Source organism: Achromobacter pulmonis, assembly GCF_002885955.2.
Lineage (GTDB): Bacteria > Pseudomonadota > Gammaproteobacteria > Burkholderiales > Burkholderiaceae_B > Achromobacter > Achromobacter pulmonis_A.
Map to the genome: position 1 here is coordinate 12,522 of NZ_POQS01000007.1, position 20,580 is coordinate 33,101.

Sequence of the window (20,580 nt, forward strand, 5' to 3'; positions counted from 1 at the left end):
CTCAATTCGCGTGGCGCGGGTTGAGCACGTCGCGCAGGTGATCGCCCACCAGATTGATGGCGATGATGGCCAGCGCCAGCGCGATGCCGGGAAAGAACGAGATCCAGTACTGGCCCGACAGCAGGTATTCGAAGCCGTTGTAGATCAGCATGCCCAGCGACGGCTCGGTCACCGGCACCCCCACGCCCAGGAACGACAGCGTGGCTTCCAGCGCGATGGCGTGCGCCAGGTCTATGGTGGCGATCACGATCAAGGGCGGCATGCAATTGGGCAGCACGTGGCGAAACAGCACCCGCCCCCATGACAAGGACATGCAGCGCGCCGCCTCCACGTATTCCTTGCCGCGCTCGACCAGCGCCGCGCCGCGCGCCGCGCGCGCGAAATACGCCCACTGCACCACGATGAGCGCGATGATCACCTTGTCCACACCCTTGCCCAGGATCGCCAGCAGCATCAGCGCCACCAGGATGGCCGGAAACGACAACTGGATATCCACAATGCGCATCAGCAAGGCGTCGATGCGGCCGCCGAAATAGGCCGCCACCAGGCCCACGGTGGCGCCGATGCCGAAGGCGGCCAGCACCGACACCGTGGCCACCAGCAGGCTGGTGCGCATGCCGTACAGGATCGCCGACAGCAGGTCGCGCGCCTGGCCGTCGGTGCCCAGCCAGTAGCGCATGCTGGCGTCGCCGCTTTCGCTGCCCGGCGGGAGCTTGGAATCCATGATGTCCAGCATCGCCAGGTCGTACGGATTCTGCGGCGCGATCCACGGCGCCAGCAGCGCGGCGCCCACGATCAGCACCAGCATCGCCAGGCCCAGCGTGGCCAGCTTGCTGGCGAAGAAATCGCCCAGGAAGCGGCGCCAGGGCGTCTGTTCCCGGACCGGTTGCGCGGTCGCGGCGGCGGGGGCGGAAACGGGCGTGGTCATCGGCGGCTATCCAGTCGTACGCGGGGGTCCAGCACCGTATAGATGATGTCCACCACCAGGTTCAGCATGACCAGGAAAAACACGATCAGCAGCAAGTAGGCCACCACCACCGGACGGTCCAGGTTGATGATGGAATCGATCAGCAGCTTGCCCATGCCGGGCCAGGAAAACACCGTCTCGGTCACCACCGCGAACGCCATCACCTGCCCGAACTCCAGGCCCGCGACCGTCACCACCGGAATCAGGATGTTCTTGAGCAGATGCACGCCCAGCACACGCTTTTCCGACAGCCCCTTGGCGCGCGCGAACTTGATGTAGTCCATCGGCAGCGCCTCGCGCGTGGCCGCGCGCGTCACGCGGATGATCATGGCGCACTTGGCGAACGCAATGGTGGCGGCCGGCAGCGCCAGGCTGAGCCAGCCGTCGAAAGTCAGCACGCTGAGCTGCAGGGCGCCGATGCTGACGGTCTGCCCGCGCCCGCCGGCCGGCAGCCAGCCCAGCATGACGGCGAACACCATGATGAGCATCAGCCCCACCCAGAAGTTGGGCAGCGAAAAACCCAGCACCGAGCCCGTCATGATGGCCCGCGATCCGGGCGCCTCCGGCTTGAGGCCGGCGCGTATGCCCAGCGGCACGCCGATCAGCACCGACATCAGCATGGCCACACAGGCCAGCTCCACCGTGGCCGGCATGCGCTCCAGGATCAGCCGCATGGCCGGCTCGCCGGTCAGGAAACTGTTGCCGAAGTCGCCGCGCACCGCCTGGCCCATGAAGATCAGGTACTGCCGCCACAACGGCAGGTCCAGGCCCAGCGAGGCGCGCACCGCGGCGCGCTGCGCCTCGGTGGCTTCCGGGCTGGCCAGCATCGAGACCGGGTCGCCCACCATGTATATGCCGGCGAAGACCAGCGCCGACATGACGAACATGACGACGATGGTCTGCAGCAGCCTTCTTACGATCGTGGCCAGCACGTGGCGTTATCCGCGGGCGCGCTACTTCTTCAGGGTCGCGTATTGCGCCAGCGTGACCTGGTCCGGCCGGCCCTGGTAGCGGATGTCGTTCTTCATGGCCCACACCGACAGCTCGAAATGGATGGGCAGCATGGCGTAGTCATCCATGGCGATGTTGCCGGCCTCGGACAGCAGCTGCGCGCGCTTGGCGTCGTCCATGGTGGACGAGGCCTCCTTGACCAGCGCGTCCATCTTCGGATTGGAATAGCGGCTGCGGTTGGTGGTGCCCAGGCCCGCTTCCGGGTTGCGCGTCACCAGCAGCGACGTCAGCGCGTTGGACATTTCGCCGCTGGTCACCGACCAGCCCGCCAGGTAGGCCGAGAACTTGTAGCTGTCGCGGCTCTTGAAGAACACCGGGGGCGTCAGCGCGTCCACGCTGGTCTTGACGCCGATGCGCGTCCACATCGAGGCGATCGCCTGCGCCACCTTGGAGTCGTTCACATAACGCCCCGAAGGCGAGCCCAGCGTGATCGAGAAACCGTCGGGATAGCCCGCTTCCTTGAGCAGCGCCTTGGCTTTCTCGACGTCGGCCTTGGGCGCCTTGGAATGCTCCTTGCTCGATCCGAACATGGGATAGGGCAACAGGTTGCCGGCCGGCAGCGCCACCCCGCCCATCACGCGTTCGACCAGCGCCTGGCGGTTGATGGCCAGCGACAGCGCCTCGCGCACGCGCTTGTCCTTCATGGGGTTCTTGTCGGTGCCCTGCACCCCGAGCGACGGCTCGGCGTACTGGTCCAGCGCGACGTACACCACGCGCACCGACGGCGTTTCCTCGACGTAGAGCTTCTTGTCGGCCTTCAACTTGGGCAGGTCGTCGGTCGGGGGGTCCTCGATCATGTCCACGTCGCCGGCCAGCAGCGCCGCCACGCGCGCGGCCGCATTGCTGATCGGGCGGTAGACCACGCGATCCCATTCGGGCTTCTTGCCCCAGTAATTGTCGTTGCGCGCCAGCACGAACTCGGCGCCGCGTTTCCACGACACGAACTTGTACGGGCCGGTGCCGATCAGGCCGTCGCCGCTATTGAGTTCGGTGGTGGTCTTGCCCTCCGGCGCCGGCCCCGAGGCCGCCTTCTTGGACATGATGGGCAGCTGCGCCAGGTTGACCAGCAGGTTCGGCGCCACTTCCTTGGTGGTGATGCGCACGGTATGCGGATCGACCGCCTCGGTCTTTTCCACCGCGCCCAGGTACAGCGTGAAGGGCGACGGGCTGTTGGGCACCTTGGGCACGCGCGCATAGGTGAAGACCACGTCTTCGGCGGTGAACGGCGTGCCGTCGGAGAACTTCACGCCGGGCCGCAGCTTGAAGGTCCACACCTTGCCGTCCACGGTCCAGGACTCGGCCAGCGCGGGGCGCGGCTTGAGCTGCGCGTCGGTCGCCACCAGCGTGTCGAAAATGGTCTGGGAGATCTGCGTATTCGGCGTGAGCGCGTGATACTGCGGGTCCATGGAGGACGGTTCGGTCTTCAGGGCGATCACCAGATCGCGGGCCATGGCCGAACCGAGAGCGCCCAACGCCAGAACCGCCGCGGCCGCGCCGCAGGTCAAGACACGCGAAAACCGAGACGCCATAGTGATCTCCCAGAGTAGTTTCGGGTTTTGAACCTCCGGGCCACATTAACCAGCAAACAAGCCGCCGCGCAACAGTTATATTCCCTTATTGTCCTTGCCCCGCCCCGCCTGAAATATGTCCGTCCACGCCCCCATCGCCGCCATCGCCACCGCCCCCGGAAGAGGCGGCATCGGCGTCGTACGGGTCTCGGGCGCGGACCTCTCGGGCTTGGCGCGCCGTCTGTTCCAGCGCGACCTGACCCCGCGCCACGCCCACTACCTGCCCTTCAAAACCGAATCCGGCGAACTGCTGGACGAAGGCATCGCCATTTATTTCCGGGCGCCGCACTCTTACACCGGCGAGGACGTGCTGGAACTGCAAGGCCACGGCGGGCCCGCCGTGCTGCGCCGCGTGCTCGACAGCTGCCTGGCCGCCGGCCGCGACCTGGGCCTGAGGCTGGCCGAGCCCGGCGAATTCACGCGCCGCGCCTTTCTCAACGACCGCATGGACCTGGCCCAGGCCGAGGCCGTGGCCGACCTGATCGACGCCTCGTCGGTGGCCGCCGCGCGCGGCGCCATGGCCTCCCTGTCGGGCGAATTCTCGGCGCGCGTGAACGACCTGTCCGACCGCATCGTGCATCTGCGCATGCTGGTCGAGGCCACGCTGGACTTCCCCGAAGAGGAAATCGACTTCCTCGAAAAATACCAGGCGCGCCCGACGCTGGAAGCCCTGGCCGCCGACCTGGCCGCGCTGATCGCCCAGGCACGCCAGGGCGTCATCCTGCGCGAAGGCCTGCACGTGGTGTTCGCCGGCCAGCCCAACGTCGGCAAATCCAGCCTGCTCAACGCGCTGGCCGGCGACGACATCGCCATCGTGACCCCCATCGCCGGCACCACCCGCGACAAGGTCGTGCAGGAAATCCATATCGACGGCGTGCCGCTGCACATCGTCGACACCGCCGGCCTGCGCGAAACCGAAGACACCGTCGAAAGCATAGGCATCGCCCGTACCTGGCAGGAAATCGAACGCGCCGACGTCATCCTGCACCTGCAGGACGCCACCCAGCCCGGCGACCAGCTCGACGCCCAGATCACCGCGCGCCTGCCGCCGCGCACGCCGGTGCTCAAGGTCTACAACAAGATCGACCTGCTGGCCGCCCCCTTCGCCGCCGGTCCCGGCGAACTCGGCATCTCGGCCAAGCGCGGCATCGGCCTGGACGCGCTGCGCGCCGAACTGCTGCGGATCGCCGGCTGGAACCCGGGGGCGGAATCCCCTTGGCTCGCGCGCGAACGCCATCTGCACGCGCTGCAGGCGGCCGCCGAACACCTGGCGCTGGCCGGCGAACACGCGCAACAGGACGACCGCGTGCTGGACCTGTTCGCCGAAGAACTGCGCCTGGCGCACGACAGCCTTTCCAGCATCACCGGAAAATTCACCAGCGACGATCTGCTGGGGGAGATTTTTTCGAGTTTTTGTATTGGGAAGTGAGGCCAGCTTCAGGGCCGGCAAAATGCTTGCTCGACCATTTTGCGCAAGTCCGCAAAATGGTCCGCCACTGATTCGTAGATCAGGCTGCAGCTTTCTAAGGCAATCCGGACCGCGATACCGGCAACCCGCAATCACTGCTACGGCTTGCGCGCCGCCTCCACCAGGCATTCCGACAGCCGGTCGAAATGCTTGAGCGCCGCCTGGCTGAGTTCGACCTGCTTGCGGCGGGCATCCTCGGTGTCGACCAGTTGCACCCAGCCTTTCTCGCGCATGGATTTCAGGCGCGCGTGCAGGGTCGCGGGCGAGCCTATGCTGTCGACGGCCATGACGTCGCGCACCGACAGGCGGCGCTCTTCCTGAGAGGCGCGCGCCACCAGCGTGAGGATGCGTTCTTCCACCGGGTCCAGAGTGGGCAGCGAGGGCAGGCCTCGCAGCGCGTCGGCCAGGTGCAGAAAGCGCAGGTAGATGTCGGCGGGCCTCTTTCTTTGTTTCATGGATAATGACGCGGCGACCGAGGGCGGGCAACGAAAAGTGGGCAAAGATACTTAGGTTATGGGCGACATTCTAAGGCAGGGAAAATGGGTGCTGGCCACGACCTTCCTGTTCCTCGCCAGTCTGGCAATCAACGAGTGGGTGTTCACCAATCTGGAATTCATGCGCGGCGTGAACTGGGTCTACCTGCCCGCCGGCGTGCGGCTGGTTGCCACGCTGCTGTTCGGGCTGGCGGGGGCGATGGGCGTGCTGATCGGTTCCTGGACCGCCTACTTTTTCTACCATTTCCCGAACGACGTCGTGCAATCGGTGGCCGGTGGCATCATGGAAGCCGCGGCGCCCTATCTGGCCTATCTCTGGGCCCGGAGCGCGCTGCGGCTGCGGCCGGACCTGGGCAATCTGACCACCGGACGCCTGCTGGCCTGCGCGGTCAGCTACGCGCTGGTGAATTCCGCCATCCACCACGCCTGGTTTTTCCTGCATGGCGCGCGCGAAACGCTGGCCACCGGGTTCGTGGCGATGTTCATCGGAGACCTGACGGGCGCCCTGTTCGTGCTGTATGCGCTCAAGGCGGCCACGGCCGTGCTGCGCCGGCTTGCGGCCGGCGCACGCACTGACCGATAGCGGTATCAGCCTGCCAGCACCGCCGGGTCCCGTTCGGGCGTTTCGCTGTCCAGGGCCGGCGCGACGGTTTGCTGGTTGCAGCCGGCCAGCGCGCGGTCCAGGCGCGCCGCGAGCTGGCGCATGTCGCGGGCGCGCTTGCCATGCAGCACGCGGCCCAGCGCGCCCAGGTTGAGCGCCATGATTCTCAGTTCCGCGCACTCGTTTTGCGCCAGCGGAATATGCGGGTCCGCGCACTGCTCGATGCGGTCCAGAACGGCGACGCACGCCTCGTGGAATCTGGCGTACTGCTGCCAGAGATTGGGCGCGTCGCTACCTGCCGTGGCAGACTTGCCGGGTGCCATGGATGCTCCTGTGGGTACTGCTGATCATTCTTCTTGTGACTGCGCGCCCTCATGGGGCGCGCAGCGGTTTAGTTATAAATTCTATAACTAAATTGCCGGCAATGCCGGCCGCCGCCTGCAAGGCCGCGGCCGGACTCGTATTTTTCGCCCGGCCAGAATACGAGTATTTACTCGCAATCAAGCGGCAGGCTTGCTTTCGGCCCTTTCTCCAGGGACCGCGAGCCGCGCCCGCCGGTTGTTGGCCAGCGACTTGGCGTACACCGAATCCGGCCTGATCCGGTGCGCGATCACGTAGGCCGTGACGCAGGCCAGCATGAGCGGCAGCATGACTTCGTAGCTCAACGTCATCTCGAAGATCATCAGGATGGACATCAAGGGCGCATAGGTGGTGGCCGCCAGCAGCGCGCCCATGCCGACGATGGCGTAGCTGGACACGGCCGAAAGATCGCCCGCGGGAAACAGGGCTTGCAGGCCGGTGCCATACAAGGCGCCGAGCGCCGCCCCCACGAACAGGGTCGGGGTGAACACGCCGCCCACCGCGCCCGACCCCACGCTGGCGGCGGTGGCCAGCGTTTTCAGCAGCAGGATGGCGGCGACCGCCTGCCATGCCCATTGCGTGTGCAGCATGCTGTTGACCACGCTGTAGCCATTGCCCCAGACCTCGGGGTTGACCACCGAAAGCGCGCCCACGATCAGCCCGCCCGCGGCCATCCTGGCCCACAAGGGCCAGGGCAGCCGGCCGAAGGCGCGCCGCGCCACGTCCAGGAAGCGCAGGAATTGCGGCGCCGCCAGGCCGGCGATCAGGCCCAGGCCCAGATAATTGATGACTTCCCAGCCCGACACGAAATCGAAGCGCGGCATATGGAACACCGCGTCGTAGTGCAGGATCTGGCGCGTCACGATGTTGGCCACCACCGACGAGACCACCAGCGGCACCAGCGTGGCCGAGGAAATCGCGCCGTAGACGATTTCGGAAATGAACAACGCGCCGGCGATCGGCGCGTTATAGGCGGAGGTGATGCCCGCGGTGGCGCCGCAGGCCACCAACAGCCGCAGATGCCGGGGCGGCAGCACCAGGTAGCGCCCGCTCAGCGAGGACAGCATGGCCGCCAGCTGCACCATGGGGCCTTCGCGGCCGATCGAGGCGCCCGAACTGATGGAAAAGATCGACGACAGGCTGCGCGCGATGGTCTGGCGGAAACCGATGACGCCGCGGCCCACCGAGATCGCTTCCATATAGTCGGCCGCGCCGCGCTTGGGCAGGCGGCTCGCGGCCAGCTGCAGGATGACGCCGGCCACCGCGCCGCCGGCGGCGGGCAGCAGAAACCGCTGCCAGGGGTCCAGCCCCCGCGCCAGCGACACCATGCCGTGGGGCGCGTCGCCCCCGCCGAGCAATACCTGCGTCCAGCCCAGCAGTTCCCGGAACACCACGGTGGCCAGCGCCCCCAGCAGGCCCATCAAGGCGGCCGCGCAGACGGTGGCGGGCAGGTTATCGGCCAGCAGACGGCCTCGCAGCCAGGTCGCCCAGCCCGAATGCTTGATTCTGATTTCTTTCGCCATGGCTCGGATTTTACGGCGAAAGCTGCTCACTTTTTGTTCAGTCCCTTGTAATGAAAGCGGGCATTCCAGGCCCCGAATCCCGGTTTCCGATAGGCGCTCAGCGGGCCTTTAAACGCGTCTGAAAGGCCGAAAAAGCGGGGATGCACAAGCCGGTTTTTCGGGGTAAAAGTGCCCATTTCCCGGTCCGCACCCAGGAACAGGGCTGTGGATAACTCCTAGGGCGGCCGGTTGTGCACATTTTGTGGAGGCAAGTTGAACAAGCAGGGGTTTCGGACCGGGTCCAAAATCTTGTCCAACTTCAGCTTTTTTCCCACACAGAGTTCTTGCACAGCCAAAAACGGCCGCAAGGCTATGAAAAAAAAGAGGTTTTCAGGGTTAAGGTAGTTATCCACAGCCCTTATTAATCATTAGTCTTTATATAAAGAGAAATAAAGGAAAAGCCAAACATGTCTTCCCATTCCGCCCAGCCATCCCCCCGCGGACTCCGTCCATGCGCATCCTGCTGATAGAAGACGAAGCCGAACTTGCCCGCTGGCTTTCACGAAGCCTGGCCCGCCATGCCGGCTTCGTCGTCGAGTGGGCCGATGACGGACTGGTTGCCGAACGACGCCTGGCGGTCGAGGAATTCGACGCCGTCATCCTGGACCTGGGACTTCCCGGCATGGATGGCCATACTTTGCTGGCCAAGATCCGCGCGCGGGACGACCGTACGCCGGTGCTGGTCCTGACCGCGCGCGATTCGCTGGCCGAAAAAATCGGGACACTCCACCAGGGCGCGGACGATTTCCTGCCGAAACCCTTTGTCGTGGAAGAATTGGAAGCGCGCCTGATTGCGCTGATCCGGCGCAGCCGCGGGCGCGAACATCCGCGGCTGACTCTGGGAAACCTGGTTTTCGAGACTGCCGCGCAAAAATTCACGGTCCACGGACAGGCCCTGCAGTTATCCCCACGTGAACACGCGGTGCTGCGCGTGCTGATCCAGAAAAGCGGAGAACCCATCAACAAGCAGCAGATCCTGGACCGCATCCTGACCGACGACGCGGACATCAACCTGGAGGCCATCGAGGTCCTGGTGCACCGGCTGCGCAAAAAATTGGCGGATACCGGCGTGCAGATCGTGACCATGCGGGGCATGGGCTACTGCCTGGAGAACGCTGTTGACAACCCGTAGTTCGAAAAAAACCGGGCAGAAACGCAACCGCACCCTGAAGACCCAGTTGCTCTGGTGGCTGATTCCGACCCTGGTCCTGGTGATGGTGGGCGCGCTCTGGATGTCCAACCAGCAGCTGCGCAACCAGGTCGATACGGCCTACGACCGATCCCTTGCCGGAGCGCTGCGCGCCATCGACCACAACATATCCACAGCCAGCGGTGGATTAGCCATGGAGCAGCCATACCTGATGCTGGAATTTTTCGAGCTGACGGCCAATGGCAGCGTGTTCTACCGCGTGGCCACCGAGGACGGGCTGGCCGAAATCGGCTATCCCGACCTGCCGATGCCGGCCGAGCCGCTGGTTTCGGGCGAGCCGCGCTTTTTCTACGCCACCTACCAGGGCACGCCGGTGCGGGTGGCGGTGCTGGCCCGCCCCATGGACCCGCCGCTGTACGACAACAAAGGGGGACGGGTAGTAGTGCAGGTCGCGGAGGGGCTGGGCACGCGCCAGGCCTTCCTGCACCGGGCCCTGGTGCGCTCCGTGGAGCGGGACCTGGCCGTCATCCTGATCAGCGTCCTGGTGATCATCGTGGGCGTTTTCATGGCCTTGCGGCCCCTGGCCCGGCTGCGGCAGGAGGTCGAAGGGCGTTCTGCGGACGATTTAAGCCCCGTCAGCGCGTCCGACATGCCGGGGGAGGTCCTACCCCTGGTGGCGGCCGTAAACCTCCACATGGCCCGTTTTGCGGCCCAGGCGAGGGTCCAGAGCCAGTTCCTGGACGACGCATCGCACCAGTTGCGCACGCCGCTGTCGGTTTTGCGGACCCAGATGGCCTATGCTCTGCGCGAGACAGACCCCCAGGAGGTCCGTACAGCCCTTCTGGCGATGCAGGAGGGGCTGGACAGGGCCGTACGCACCACCAACCAGATGCTGGCCCTGGCGCGCGCAAAAGACGCCTCCCTGGCCGAAGGGGGATTTGTCCCCGAATCGGTGGACCTGGTGGACCTGGCCGACGGCGTCATCCGCGGCCTGCTGCCCACCGCCCGCCTGCGCCAGCTGGACATCGGCCTGGAGGCCGAGCAGCGGCCCGTCATGGTGCGCGGCGCCGACTGGCTGCTGCGCGAAGCGGTCAGCAACCTGGTGGACAACGCCATCCGCTACACCTCGCCGGCCGGGGAGGTCACGGTGCGGATACAGGCCGACGCCGTCCAGGCCCGCCTGCTGGTCGAGGACAGCGGCCCGGGCATGTCCGCCGACGACATCGCGCGGGCCTGCGTGCGCTTTCGCCGCGGCGCGGCCGGCAAGAACAAGCCCGGCGCCGGCCTGGGCCTGGCCATCGTCGGCACCATCGCCGAAATCCTGGGCGCGCGATTGGTGCTGGAGAACCGCGCGCCGCTGCCCGGACTGCGGGCGGCATTGGTGTTTACCCTTGGATCGGCGTCGGATGCTGCGCCGCGGCAAGAAATCGGTCCAGTTTGAAAGGTGTTGGAAAGGTTCGATTTTGTACGGTTGCGTTCACTGGGGCAGCCACCGTGCAGAATCGGCGGCGCGGCTTCCAGACACACCTAGACCTATAAATCTCGGAGACGCAAAAATGCAGACGAGTCTGAAGCTGCGCCTGGCCGCCTTTGCGGCGCTTGGCGCGATCACCCTGTCCCTGGGAGCCGCGCAGGCGGCCGAAGAGCCCCGCCGTCCGGAATGCATCGCCCCGGCCCAGCCCGGCGGCGGCTTCGACCTGACCTGCCGCCTGGCCACCGAAGGCCTGAAGCAGAGCGGCGCGCTCAAGAGCGCCATGCGCATCGTCTACATGCCCGGCGGCATCGGTGCGGTGGCCTACAACAACATCGTGGCCCAGCATCCCAACGAGCCGGGCACCATCGTGGCCTTCTCCGGCGGTTCGCTCCTGAACCTGGCGCAGGGCAAGTTCGGCAAGTACAACGTCAACGACGTGCGCTGGCTGGCCGGCATCGGCACCGACTACGGCGTGGCGGTGGTCCGCAACGATTCGCCGTACACCGATCTCAAGAGCCTGATGGAAGCGTTCAAGCAGGACCCGACCAAGATCGTGCTGGGCGCCGGCGGCACCGTGGGCAGCCAGGACTGGATGAAGGCCGCGCTGACCGCCAAGGCGGCGGGCGTGGACTTCAAGAAGATGCGTTTCGTGGCCTTCGAGGGCGGCGGCGAAGCCGTCACCGCGCTGCGCGGCGGCCATATCCAGGCCTACATGGGCGACGCGGCCGAAGCCTTCACCATGCTGGAAGGCGGCGCTCCGATCCGCGTGCTGGCGGTGTTCAACGACGAACGCCTGCCGGGCAAGCTGGGCACCGTGCCCACCGCCAAGGAACAGGGCTATGACATCGTGTGGCCGATCATCCGCGGCTTCTACGTGGGCCCGAAGGTGTCCGACGCCGACTACCAGTTCTGGGTCGACGCCTTCAACAAGGCGACCAACTCGCCCGAGTTCGCGAAACTGCGCGAGCAGCAGGGCCTGTTCCCGTTCAACAAGACCGGCGCCGAGCTGGACGCCTACGTGAAAGAGCGTGTCCGGCACTACGGCGAGCTGGCCGATTCCTTCGGCCTGATCAAGAAGTAAGCCAGGCCTTACTCCCCCGTTCGCGCCCGTCAGGGCTCCTTTCCGCCGCGGTCCGGCCGCGGCGGCGGGAGGCGCTGCGCCGCGTGATGCGACTACATCGGAAAAGTGATCATGAACGATCGAATACTGGGATTGGCGGCGCTCGGGCTCGCCGTCTTCCTGACCGCCGCGGGCTGGGGCATCGAAGCCCCGTTCGCCTATGAGCCCGTCGGCCCGCGCGCCTTTCCGCTGCTGCTGGCGCTGATCATCGGCCTGTGCGGCCTGTGGCTGGTCTACAAGGGCGGCCACCAGGTGGAGGCGAATCCGCCGGGCGCCAACGGCCGCATCGCGCTGATGGTGGTGTTCGCCACGGCCTATGCGTTCCTGTTCCAGTGGCTGGGCTTCGTGATCGCCACCACCCTCATGACGGTGTTCGTCGGCCGCCTGTTCGGCGGCGGCTGGATCAAGTGCGCCATCGGCGGCGTGGTCATGAGCATTTTCTTTTTCGTGCTGTTCGACAAGGTGCTGGACGTGGTCCTGCCGGCCGGACTGCTGGAGAACCTGATATGAGCGCCATTCTTGATCATCTGTCGATCGGCTTCGGCGTCGCCTTCTCGGCGACCAACCTGCTGGTGGCCGCCATCGGCTCGTTCTTCGGGACGATGGTGGGCGTGCTGCCCGGGCTGGGGCCGATCAACGGCGTGGCGATGCTGATACCGATCGCCTTCGCCATGAACCTGCCGCCCGAGACCGCGCTGATCCTGCTGGCGGCGGTGTACGTGGGCGCGGAGTACGGCGGGCGCATCACGTCCATCCTGCTGAACGTGCCGGGCGAGGCCAGCGCCATCATGACGACGCTGGACGGCTATCCGCTGGCGCGCCAGGGCCTGGCCAGCGTGGCCTTGTCGCTGTCGGCGTGGTCGGCGTTCTTCGGCGCCATCGTGTCGGTGGTCGGCATCATCCTGCTGGCGCCGCTGCTGGCCAAATGGGCGCTGGCCTTCGGCCCGGCCGAGTACTTCGTGCTGATGGTGTTCGCGTTCTGCTGCCTGACCAGCCTGCTGGGCAAGCAGCCGGTCAAGGGCGTGCTGGCCGCGATGATCGGCCTGGCGATTTCGGTGGTGGGCGTGGACGCCAACTCCGGCGTCTACCGCTATACGTTCGAGTCGGTGCACCTGGCCGACGGCATCGACTTCGTGGTGGTCGTGATCGCGCTGTTCGCGGTGGCCGAAATGCTGGAGATGCTGGAGAAAGTCATGGCCGGCCACAGCGTCGAAGTCAAGCCCAGCGGCCGCAAGATCTTCAATCTGAAAGAGCTGGTCTTCACGTGGTGGAGCGTGGTGCGCAGCGCTTTCGTGGGCTTCGGCGTGGGCGTGCTGCCGGGCGCCGGCGCCAGCGTGGCCGCCGCCGTGGCGTACTCGCAGGAAAAACGCATCATCGAAGCCAAGGACCCGAACGCCAAGTTCGGCAAGGGCGACATGCGCGGCCTGGTGGCGCCCGAGGCCGCCGCCACGGCCTCGGCCATCGGCTCCTTCGTGCCCATGCTGACGCTGGGCGTGCCCGGCTCGGGCACCACGGCGGTGATGATGGGCGCGCTGACCCTCTACAACATCACGCCGGGCCCGGTGCTGTTCGATTCCAAGCCGGATCTGGTGTGGGGTCTGATCGCTTCGCTGTTCGTCGCTAACGTGCTGCTCTTCATCATGAACGTGCCGCTGGTGCGCCTGTTCTCCAAGGTGCTGTCGGTGCCGGGTTGGCTGATGGTGCCGGGCATCCTGTGCATCAGCTATATCGGCGTGTACGCGATCAACGCGGGCACCTTCGACCTGCTGCTGGTGGCCGGCATCGGGACGCTGGGCTACTTCCTGCGCAAATTCGGCGTGCCGATGGCGCCGCTGGTGCTGGGCGTGGTGCTGGGAGACATGATGGAGCAGAACCTGCGCCGCGCGCTGTCGATCACCGACGGCGACGTGGGCGTGCTGTTCGCCAGCCCGGTCTCGATCGGCCTGTGGGCGGGCGCTGCCGCCGTCGTGATCGTGCCGCAAATCATGCGCAAGCTGCGCGCAGCAAGAAAGGTTGCCGCCGACCCGGCCTGATGCGAAGCCGGCGCGGATGCGCCGGGGCATCGCCGGAACTGCATGGGGCGCCTCGCGGCGCCCCTTTTTTATCCATCGAAACCGGCAAAATATGAATATGAGCTTTTACTCATATTCGGTCGAAGTTGCCGTCAGACCCGGGCCAGCCGCTGCAGCGCGGAGTCCAGGGTTTCGTCCTTTTTCGCGAAACAGAAACGCACGATGCGATGGTTCGATTCGGGCGCGTCGGGATGGCGGTAGAACGCCGAAACCGGGATCACGGTGACGCCGTGATTGACGGTCAGGTCGCGCGCGAAGTCGGCCTCGTTCTGGCGCGAAATCTCGCTGTAATCGGCCAGCAGGAAGAACGTGCCGGGGCTGGGCAGCGGGCGGAAACGGGTCTTTTCCAGTCCTTGCGCCAGGCGGTCGCGCTTGGCCTGGTAGAAGGCCGGCAGATCCAGGTAGGGCTTGGGGTCGCGCATGTATTCGGCCAGCGCGAACTGCATGGGCGAGGGCACCGTGAACACCATGAACTGGTGCACCTTGCGCAGTTCGGCGCTGAGCTGGCGCGGCGCGCAGCAGTAGCCTATCTTCCAGCCGGTGGTGTGATAGGTCTTGCCGAAGGACGAGATCACGAAGGCGTGCTCGGCCAGCAGCGGGCGGCGCGCCACGCTGGCATGCGGCCTGCCGTCGAACACGATGTGTTCGTAGACCTCGTCGGAAACCAGCAGCACGCCGGTGTCGCGCACGATGGATTCGAGCGCGTCGAGGTCGCTGTCGTCCAGCACGGCGCCGGTGGGGTTGTGCGGGAAGTTCAGCATCAGCAGGCGCGTCTTGGACGTGATGGCGTCGCGCACCCGCTGCCAGTCGATGCGGTAGTAGGGATCGTCTGCGGTCGGCGCGCGCAGCGGCACCGGCACCGCGGTGCCGCCGGCCAGGCGGATCGCCGGCAGATAGGAGTCGTAGCAGGGCTCGATGACCACGACTTCGTCGCCGCTGCCCACGGCGGCGAGCACCGTGGCCATCAAGGCCTCGGTGGCGCCGCTGGTCACCGTGATCTCGGTTTCGGGATCGTACGCGTGGCCATAGCATGCGAGCGTCTTGGCGGCGATGGCGTCGCGCAGCGGCGCGACGCCGGGCATGTAGGGGTACTGGTTGTGGCCCTCGGCCATGGCCTTGGAGACCAGCTCGCACAAGGCGGGATCGGGATCGAAGTCTGGGAAGCCCTGGCCCAGATTGATGGCCTTGTGTTCGATGGCAAGGCGGCTCATCACGGTGAAGATGGTGGTGCCGACGTCAGGAAGTTTGGATCGGATCATGGTGGACGAGGAAGTGGACGCTACCAGCGCAGAGAGTTTTCGTAAGTATCCCACTAACTCATAATTCGTTTTCTCGAAACGCAGCGATATGGAAGGGGGCGTGGTGCAGAGTATGTCGGGTAGGGTGCTGGGCGGTTTCGTGATCGCGCTGGCCGGAGCGTTGCTGGCCGTGTGGGCGCATATTCCGCTGCCCTGGATGCTGGGCGCGCTGCTATTGACGGCCGCGACGCGGATCGCCGGATTGGGCACGGCCTGCCCCAGGCCCGCGCGCAACGGCGGGCAGTGGGTGATCGGCACCTCGCTGGGCCTGTACTTCACGCCGCAGGTGATCGGGCATATCGGCAACAACGCCGGCCCCATCGTCGTGGGCATGCTGTTCGCGCTGGGGCTGGCGTTTCTGGGCACGGCGATCCTGCGCCGCTACACCGACGTGGATTTCAAGACGGCCTGGTTCTCGGCGGCCATCGGCGGCGCCAGCGAGATGGCCAACCTGGCCGAGCGCCACGGCGCGCGCATCGACCGCGTGGCGACGGCGCACAGCGTGCGCGTGCTGCTGGTGGTGGTGACCGTGCCGTTCATTTTCCAGTGGTGGGGCGTGGCCGGGCTGGACCCCACCGTGCCCGGGCCGCGCGAGGTGCATGGCGCCGGCCTGGCCTTGCTGGTGGCGCTCACCTGCGTCGCCGGCGCCATCTTCATGAAGCTGCGCCTGCCCAATCCCTGGGTGCTGGGGCCGATGCTGGTGGCAATGATCCTGACGGCCTCCAGCATCGAGCTGTCGGCGCTGCCCGACTATGTGCCGAAGATCGGGCAGCTGTTCATAGGCTGGTCGCTGGGAGACCGCTACCGGCCCGATTTCTTCCGCGCCGCGCCGCGCTTCATCGCGGCGATGGCCGGCTTCACCATTCTGGCGCTAGCCCTGGCCTTCGGCCTCGGCGCCCTGTTGTCGCTATGGTCGGCGGCCCCGATCCCGACCCTTATTCTGGGCACCACGCCGGGCGGCATCGCCGAAATGGCCATTACCGCCAAGGTGCTGCAGCTGGGCGTGCCGGTGGTCACCGCGTTTCACGTGACGCGGATGGTGTTCGTGGTGCTGGTGACGGGGCCGCTATACCACCTGCTGGCGCCGCGTCAGGCGCGCTCCGCCTGAGCCGGATTGCTTCAAGTCTGAAAAATACGACATTGGGGAAAACAACTATATGAGTCTGTAATGTCCGGTGAGTATGCTGGTCAGGCAGTTGATTCAAGCAGCGCGCGGACTCGTTCTGCAGCCTGGCGGCAGGCGGGAACGCAGCAGCAACGCAGGTGTCACAACCGGTCGTTCAGTTCTCACGGCGTCCTTGATTCATTGCATTTCGAGTTAATTACAGGACGCTAGAAAAAATGGCTCAGAAGGGCAAAGTTAAGTGGTTCAACGCTGACAAGGGTTACGGTTTCATCACTCCGGACGTCGGCGGCACCGATGTTTTCGCACACTTTTCCGCCATCCAGGGCCGCGGCTATCGCAGCCTGAACGAAGGGCAGGAAGTCGAATTCGAAGTCAAGGATGGTCCGAAAGGACCTCAAGCGGCCGAAATTCGCCCGCTCTAAATCGGGAAATCCCAATTTCCCGTCTGCCAGGCTTGGCCTGGCTACAACGCCCCAAGACCTCAGGTCTGGGGCGTTGTTTCATTTGGGCGGCGTCGTCCAATGCGGGCGCCGCCGATTTTCGGTTTTGGGTTTTCAGCCATTTGTTAGTAGCTACTAACATATTCTCGGGCCGTGGATAAGTTTGTGGATAATTATTTTCGGGCATGAGTACTTTCATGCGCAGTAATGAAGCATTTCATTGCTCCCACGCAAGGATTTGCAGAGTTATCCCAAATTCCGTACCGCATTCCTGGTCTTGCCCAGGCAATGGCGCAAGGACCGCTACGGTGGTCTGACTGTCCTCAATACGCGCATTTTCCCCAGTAAATACGCAGGTTTGGGCGGATTTTCCCGCTCCAGCGGGGCACAGGCCTCTATATTCTTCCGGCGCCCCAAGGCCGATTTCTGGCCCGCCGGCGGGCGGTTGTTCACAAAGATATCCCCATCTCGGTTATGCACAGAATTAGGCCTTTGGTAGCCCGATTCGGGTGTTCGCGCCTGTGGATATAAATGGGGATAGCAGGAGCTCGCTAAGACTTTCGGATGGCATGGATGCCCAATGGCAGATGGCCCACGCCAGGCCGCTAGCCGTCGTGCGCGGTTAATTTTTTTGTCTTGAATCGTGCAGGCGAGTTTTCCACAACGCGCAGGGGATAATCCGGCACTCACCCAAAAGGATGATGGCGCGGCGAGCCGGGCAGGAGCAAGATACTTGCTTCATCAAAGATTCCCGATGACGGCGCTCTATGGATGCGATAGATCCGGAATATGGCTGCGGCATGGGATAACACTGGGGATAAGCCAAGGCGATGAACTTGGCAGGCGATTCCAGTTCGGAAATCAAATCTTGTTGGCCGGCGATGTCAGCCCGGCGGTGAGTTTTTCGGCGCGGCCGTTCGGCGGCGCCATCTTATCCACAAAGTTTTCCACGGTTATGCAGGGCGCTATGCGGCTTTTCGGCGCTGCGCTTTTTGCTGCTTTCTTGCTTTCATTTCCGAGTACTGCACGCGCCGCTTTCATAGGGGGCAGCTTGCGTATTTGTGCATTTTCATGGATTTGGCCTGGCGATTCCGGTGCGCGGCGAATAGGCGTGGGAACGCCCCTTGCGGCTGTCCGTATTCGACTTATCCCCAAAGTTGTTCCACGTGAAACGCGGGCACGCAGTAATTCAACGACAGCTGGATTTGTTGATAACTTTGTTATGAACTCGAAGCCGGTTTTATTGGGTCAATTTTGCTGATCTCGGCCAGCATGGAACTTTGCCGGAATGTTTTTCATAACGTGTAGCGGAGCGATCGTGGACAACAGTTCACGAATGCGTCGTCTGCCTTTGCTTGATTATGTGGTGAATACTTCGGAAAAATTGATTTTTCAGGGGTAGGGGTAGGGTAGGGGTGGAAATATCAGTTTTTCTTCGTTTCATCGGAACTTCGTGGTCTCACGTGAAACAACGATGAGGGACTGACGTTTTCATCTGCCGTATGTTTCACGTGAAACACGAAAAACGCTGTGGAGACGATGTTTCACGTGAAACATCGAGATCGGCGTCTTATGTGTCGAACCTGGAAATGACTATCCGGCTAAATGGGACTCCAAGGTAGTGTTTCACGTGAAACATCGCAGCACCGCGGGCCTTCCTTTAGACATCTGAATCCCGATGTTCCACGTGGAACACGCATTCGAAACACCGGCAGGTGCCGACATATTGTGCGGGTCTCCATGCCTGTCGTTGTCAATTGCCGACGCCTGAAGGGAGCTGCGACGCTTCGTTGCTGCAGCGAAACATGTTTCACGTGAAACATGGAAGCCCTGCCTCTATAATGAGCACCGAACGCTCTCTTACCTCCCCATCATGGACTATCCCCGCGCATTCGATGTCATCGTTGTCGGTGGCGGCCACGCCGGCACCGAGGCGGCTTTGGTTGCCGCGCGCACCGGCGCACAGACGCTGCTGCTGACGCATAACATCGAAACCCTAGGTCAAATGTCTTGCAATCCCTCCATCGGTGGGATCGGCAAGGGACACCTTGTCAAAGAAGTCGACGCCCTGGGCGGCGCAATGGCTTTGGCGACCGATGAGTCGGGGATTCAGTTCCGCATCCTGAACAGCTCCAAGGGGCCGGCCGTGCGAGCCACTCGCGCCCAGGCCGACCGCGTGCTGTACCGCAAGGCTATCCGTGGCCGTCTGGAGAACCAGCCCAATCTGTGGCTGTTCCAGCAGGCCGTGGAAGACTTGATGGTGGAGGGCGACCGTGTGGTCGGCGCGGTGACGCAGGTAGGCCTGAAGTTCCGGGCCAAGACCGTGGTGCTGACTGCCGGCACGTTCCTCAACGGCCTGATTCACGTGGGCCTGCAGAACTACTCGGGCGGCCGGGCGGGAGATCCTCCCGCTATTTCGCTGGGGCAGCGCCTGAAGGAGCTCAAGCTTCCGCAGGGCCGGCTCAAGACGGGCACGCCGCCGCGCATCGACGGACGCTCGATCAACTACGGCATCCTGGAAGAGCAGCCTGGCGACCTGGACCCGATCCCGGTGTTCTCGTACCTGGGCAATGTGGCGATGCATCCGCGGCAGCTGCCTTGCTGGATCACGCACACCAATGCTCGCACGCACGACATCATCCGCGGCGGCCTGGACCGTTCGCCCATGTATAGCGGCGTGATCGAAGGCGTGGGCCCGCGCTATTGCCCGTCCATCGAGGACAAAATCCACCGTTTCGCCGACAAGCAGTCGCACCAGGTGTTCCTGGAGCCCGAGGGCCTGGACACGCACGAGGTGTATCCGAACGGAGTGTCGACCAGCCTGCCGTTCGACGTGCAGCTGGAACTGATTCACTCGCTGCCCGGGCTGGAGAACGCGCACATCCTGCGCCCCGGCTACGCCATCGAATACGATTACTTCGATCCACGTGGATTGAAGAGCACGCTGGAGACCAAGGCCATCGCCGGCCTGTTCTTCGCCGGGCAGATCAACGGCACCACCGGCTATGAAGAAGCTGCGGCCCAGGGCCTGCTGGCCGGCACCAATGCCGCGCTGCTGTCGCTGGAGCGCGAGCAATGGACGCCGCGCCGCGACGAAGCCTACCTGGGCGTGCTGGTGGACGACCTGGTCACGCGCGGCGTGACCGAGCCCTACCGCATGTTCACGTCGCGGGCGGAATACCGTCTGAGCCTGCGTGAAGACAACGCCGACCTGCGCCTGACGGAAATCGGCCGCCGCCTCGGCATCGTCGACGATGCGCGCTGGGACGCCTTCAACCGCAAGCGCGACGCGGTGGCCGCCGAAGTCGAACGCCTCAAGTCCTCGTGGGTCAATCCGCGCGTGCTGCCGGCCGAGGTCGCCGAGCCGCTGCTGGGCAAGGCGATTGAACGTGAGTACTCACTTGCAGACCTGCTGAAACGCCCCGGCGTTTCCTACGAAGCGCTGATGGCCGCCCGCAATACCGACGGCACGCTGCTCGCCGGTCCTGGGGTGGTCGCCGACGAGGTGCTGGCCGAGCAGGTCGAGATCCAGGTCAAGTACGCCGGCTACATCGCGCGCCAGCAGGACGAGGTCCAGAAGCACATCGCGCACGAGCAGCAGCCCATTCCCGCCGACGTGGACTACGACGCCGTGACCAGCCTGTCGTTCGAAGTCCGCCAGAAGCTCAAGACGCACCGTCCCGAGACCATCGGCCAGGCCGCGCGGATCTCGGGCGTCACGCCCGCCGCCATCTCGCTGCTCCTCATCCACTTGAAGCGCCTGCACTACGGCTCGCGCAAGCAAGCGGCATGAGCCCCGTGGGGCGCCCCAAGGGCGAGTACCGCAGCGTACATGAAAGCCATTCCGTGACCGGCCGCGCAGACCAGCC

General features: G+C 64.7%; 19 protein-coding genes. 11 read left to right on the plus strand and 8 right to left on the minus strand.

Features of this window, described 5'->3' with window-relative positions; genetic code table 11:
* Position 1: 1 nt before the first annotated feature.
* Genes C1I89_RS24140 through C1I89_RS24150 form a run of 3 tightly spaced genes read right to left on the minus strand, consistent with a single transcriptional unit; the run spans position 2 to position 3,507 of the window.
* Positions 2-928: an ABC transporter permease gene (locus C1I89_RS24140; protein WP_102774978.1), complete on the minus strand. Its 927-nt coding sequence runs from the start codon at positions 926-928 to the stop codon at positions 2-4.
* Positions 925-1,899: an ABC transporter permease gene (locus C1I89_RS24145; protein ID WP_102774979.1), complete on the minus strand. Its 975-nt coding sequence runs from the start codon at positions 1,897-1,899 to the stop codon at positions 925-927. Before C1I89_RS24145 ends, C1I89_RS24140 begins: the two co-directional genes overlap by 4 nt.
* A 21-nt stretch (positions 1,900-1,920) precedes the next feature.
* Entirely contained in the window at positions 1,921-3,507 is a 1,587-nt protein-coding gene (locus C1I89_RS24150; RefSeq protein ID WP_102774980.1) for an ABC transporter substrate-binding protein, read from the minus strand.
* Between the two features lie 115 nt (positions 3,508-3,622).
* Here C1I89_RS24150 and mnmE point away from each other — a divergent pair, with 115 nt between their 5' ends.
* Complete coding sequence (gene mnmE, locus C1I89_RS24155; RefSeq protein WP_102774981.1) at positions 3,623-4,975, plus strand: tRNA uridine-5-carboxymethylaminomethyl(34) synthesis GTPase MnmE; 1,353 nt, start codon at positions 3,623-3,625, stop codon at positions 4,973-4,975.
* Positions 4,976-5,112: 137 nt separating this feature from the next.
* On the opposite strand, the gene C1I89_RS24160 is transcribed toward mnmE, so the two are convergent.
* Positions 5,113-5,469 (minus strand): MarR family transcriptional regulator, encoded by a 357-nt coding sequence (locus tag C1I89_RS24160; protein ID WP_102774982.1) that lies wholly within the window; start codon positions 5,467-5,469, stop codon positions 5,113-5,115.
* 58 nt (positions 5,470-5,527) lie between these two features.
* Between C1I89_RS24160 and C1I89_RS24165 the strand changes: the two genes are divergently transcribed.
* Positions 5,528-6,091 carry a hypothetical protein gene (locus C1I89_RS24165; RefSeq protein ID WP_102774983.1) on the plus strand — a complete coding sequence of 188 codons (564 nt, stop codon included), beginning with the start codon at positions 5,528-5,530 and terminating at the stop codon, positions 6,089-6,091.
* Between the two features lie 5 nt (positions 6,092-6,096).
* On the opposite strand, the gene C1I89_RS24170 is transcribed toward C1I89_RS24165, so the two are convergent.
* The 3 genes from C1I89_RS24170 to C1I89_RS34620 all read right to left on the minus strand — a co-directional run bounded on the left by C1I89_RS24170 (position 6,097) and on the right by C1I89_RS34620 (position 8,168).
* On the minus strand, positions 6,097-6,432 hold the full coding sequence (locus C1I89_RS24170) for a hypothetical protein (protein ID WP_102774984.1): 336 nt from the start codon (positions 6,430-6,432) through the stop codon (positions 6,097-6,099).
* A gap of 177 nt (positions 6,433-6,609) precedes the next feature.
* A complete protein-coding gene (locus tag C1I89_RS24175; RefSeq protein ID WP_102774985.1) occupies positions 6,610-7,992 on the minus strand; it encodes a ClcB-like voltage-gated chloride channel protein in 1,383 nt (460 codons plus the stop codon).
* 26 nt (positions 7,993-8,018) lie between these two features.
* Entirely contained in the window at positions 8,019-8,168 is a 150-nt protein-coding gene (locus tag C1I89_RS34620) for a hypothetical protein (RefSeq protein ID WP_181391042.1), read from the minus strand.
* A gap of 314 nt (positions 8,169-8,482) precedes the next feature.
* Here C1I89_RS34620 and C1I89_RS24180 point away from each other — a divergent pair, with 314 nt between their 5' ends.
* The 5 genes from C1I89_RS24180 to C1I89_RS24200 all read left to right on the plus strand — a co-directional run bounded on the left by C1I89_RS24180 (position 8,483) and on the right by C1I89_RS24200 (position 13,808).
* Positions 8,483-9,163 carry a response regulator gene (locus C1I89_RS24180; RefSeq protein WP_102774986.1) on the plus strand — a complete coding sequence of 227 codons (681 nt, stop codon included), beginning with the start codon at positions 8,483-8,485 and terminating at the stop codon, positions 9,161-9,163.
* Positions 9,150-10,622 carry a sensor histidine kinase gene (locus tag C1I89_RS24185; protein ID WP_102774987.1) on the plus strand — a complete coding sequence of 491 codons (1,473 nt, stop codon included), beginning with the start codon at positions 9,150-9,152 and terminating at the stop codon, positions 10,620-10,622. The genes C1I89_RS24180 and C1I89_RS24185 overlap by 14 nt, the downstream gene beginning before the upstream one ends.
* A gap of 115 nt (positions 10,623-10,737) precedes the next feature.
* The gene (locus C1I89_RS24190) at positions 10,738-11,736 is read left to right on the plus strand and encodes a Bug family tripartite tricarboxylate transporter substrate binding protein (RefSeq protein ID WP_102774988.1); all 999 of its coding nucleotides are present in this window, start codon (positions 10,738-10,740) and stop codon (positions 11,734-11,736) included.
* 111 nt (positions 11,737-11,847) lie between these two features.
* The gene (locus C1I89_RS24195; protein ID WP_102774989.1) at positions 11,848-12,285 is read left to right on the plus strand and encodes a tripartite tricarboxylate transporter TctB family protein; all 438 of its coding nucleotides are present in this window, start codon (positions 11,848-11,850) and stop codon (positions 12,283-12,285) included.
* Positions 12,282-13,808, plus strand: a complete 1,527-nt coding sequence (locus tag C1I89_RS24200) for a tripartite tricarboxylate transporter permease (RefSeq protein WP_102774990.1) — start codon at positions 12,282-12,284, stop codon at positions 13,806-13,808. Before C1I89_RS24195 ends, C1I89_RS24200 begins: the two co-directional genes overlap by 4 nt.
* Positions 13,809-13,939: 131 nt before the next feature.
* Here C1I89_RS24200 and C1I89_RS24205 read toward each other — a convergent pair whose 3' ends face one another.
* Positions 13,940-15,106, minus strand: a complete 1,167-nt coding sequence (locus tag C1I89_RS24205) for a pyridoxal phosphate-dependent aminotransferase (protein ID WP_102774991.1) — start codon at positions 15,104-15,106, stop codon at positions 13,940-13,942.
* A gap of 88 nt (positions 15,107-15,194) precedes the next feature.
* On the opposite strand from C1I89_RS24205, the gene C1I89_RS24210 reads away from it, so the two are divergent.
* The 4 genes from C1I89_RS24210 (at position 15,195) to mnmG (ending at position 20,504) form a co-directional block, all read left to right on the plus strand.
* Positions 15,195-16,253 carry an AbrB family transcriptional regulator gene (locus tag C1I89_RS24210; RefSeq protein ID WP_102774992.1) on the plus strand — a complete coding sequence of 353 codons (1,059 nt, stop codon included), beginning with the start codon at positions 15,195-15,197 and terminating at the stop codon, positions 16,251-16,253.
* A gap of 233 nt (positions 16,254-16,486) precedes the next feature.
* Positions 16,487-16,693 carry a cold-shock protein gene (locus tag C1I89_RS24215; protein WP_006216596.1) on the plus strand — a complete coding sequence of 69 codons (207 nt, stop codon included), beginning with the start codon at positions 16,487-16,489 and terminating at the stop codon, positions 16,691-16,693.
* A gap of 772 nt (positions 16,694-17,465) precedes the next feature.
* On the plus strand, positions 17,466-17,972 hold the full coding sequence (locus tag C1I89_RS34185; RefSeq protein ID WP_146196942.1) for a hypothetical protein: 507 nt from the start codon (positions 17,466-17,468) through the stop codon (positions 17,970-17,972).
* A gap of 612 nt (positions 17,973-18,584) precedes the next feature.
* Complete coding sequence (gene mnmG, locus C1I89_RS24220) at positions 18,585-20,504, plus strand: tRNA uridine-5-carboxymethylaminomethyl(34) synthesis enzyme MnmG (RefSeq protein WP_102774993.1); 1,920 nt, start codon at positions 18,585-18,587, stop codon at positions 20,502-20,504.
* The last annotated feature ends 76 nt before the right edge of the window (positions 20,505-20,580 follow it).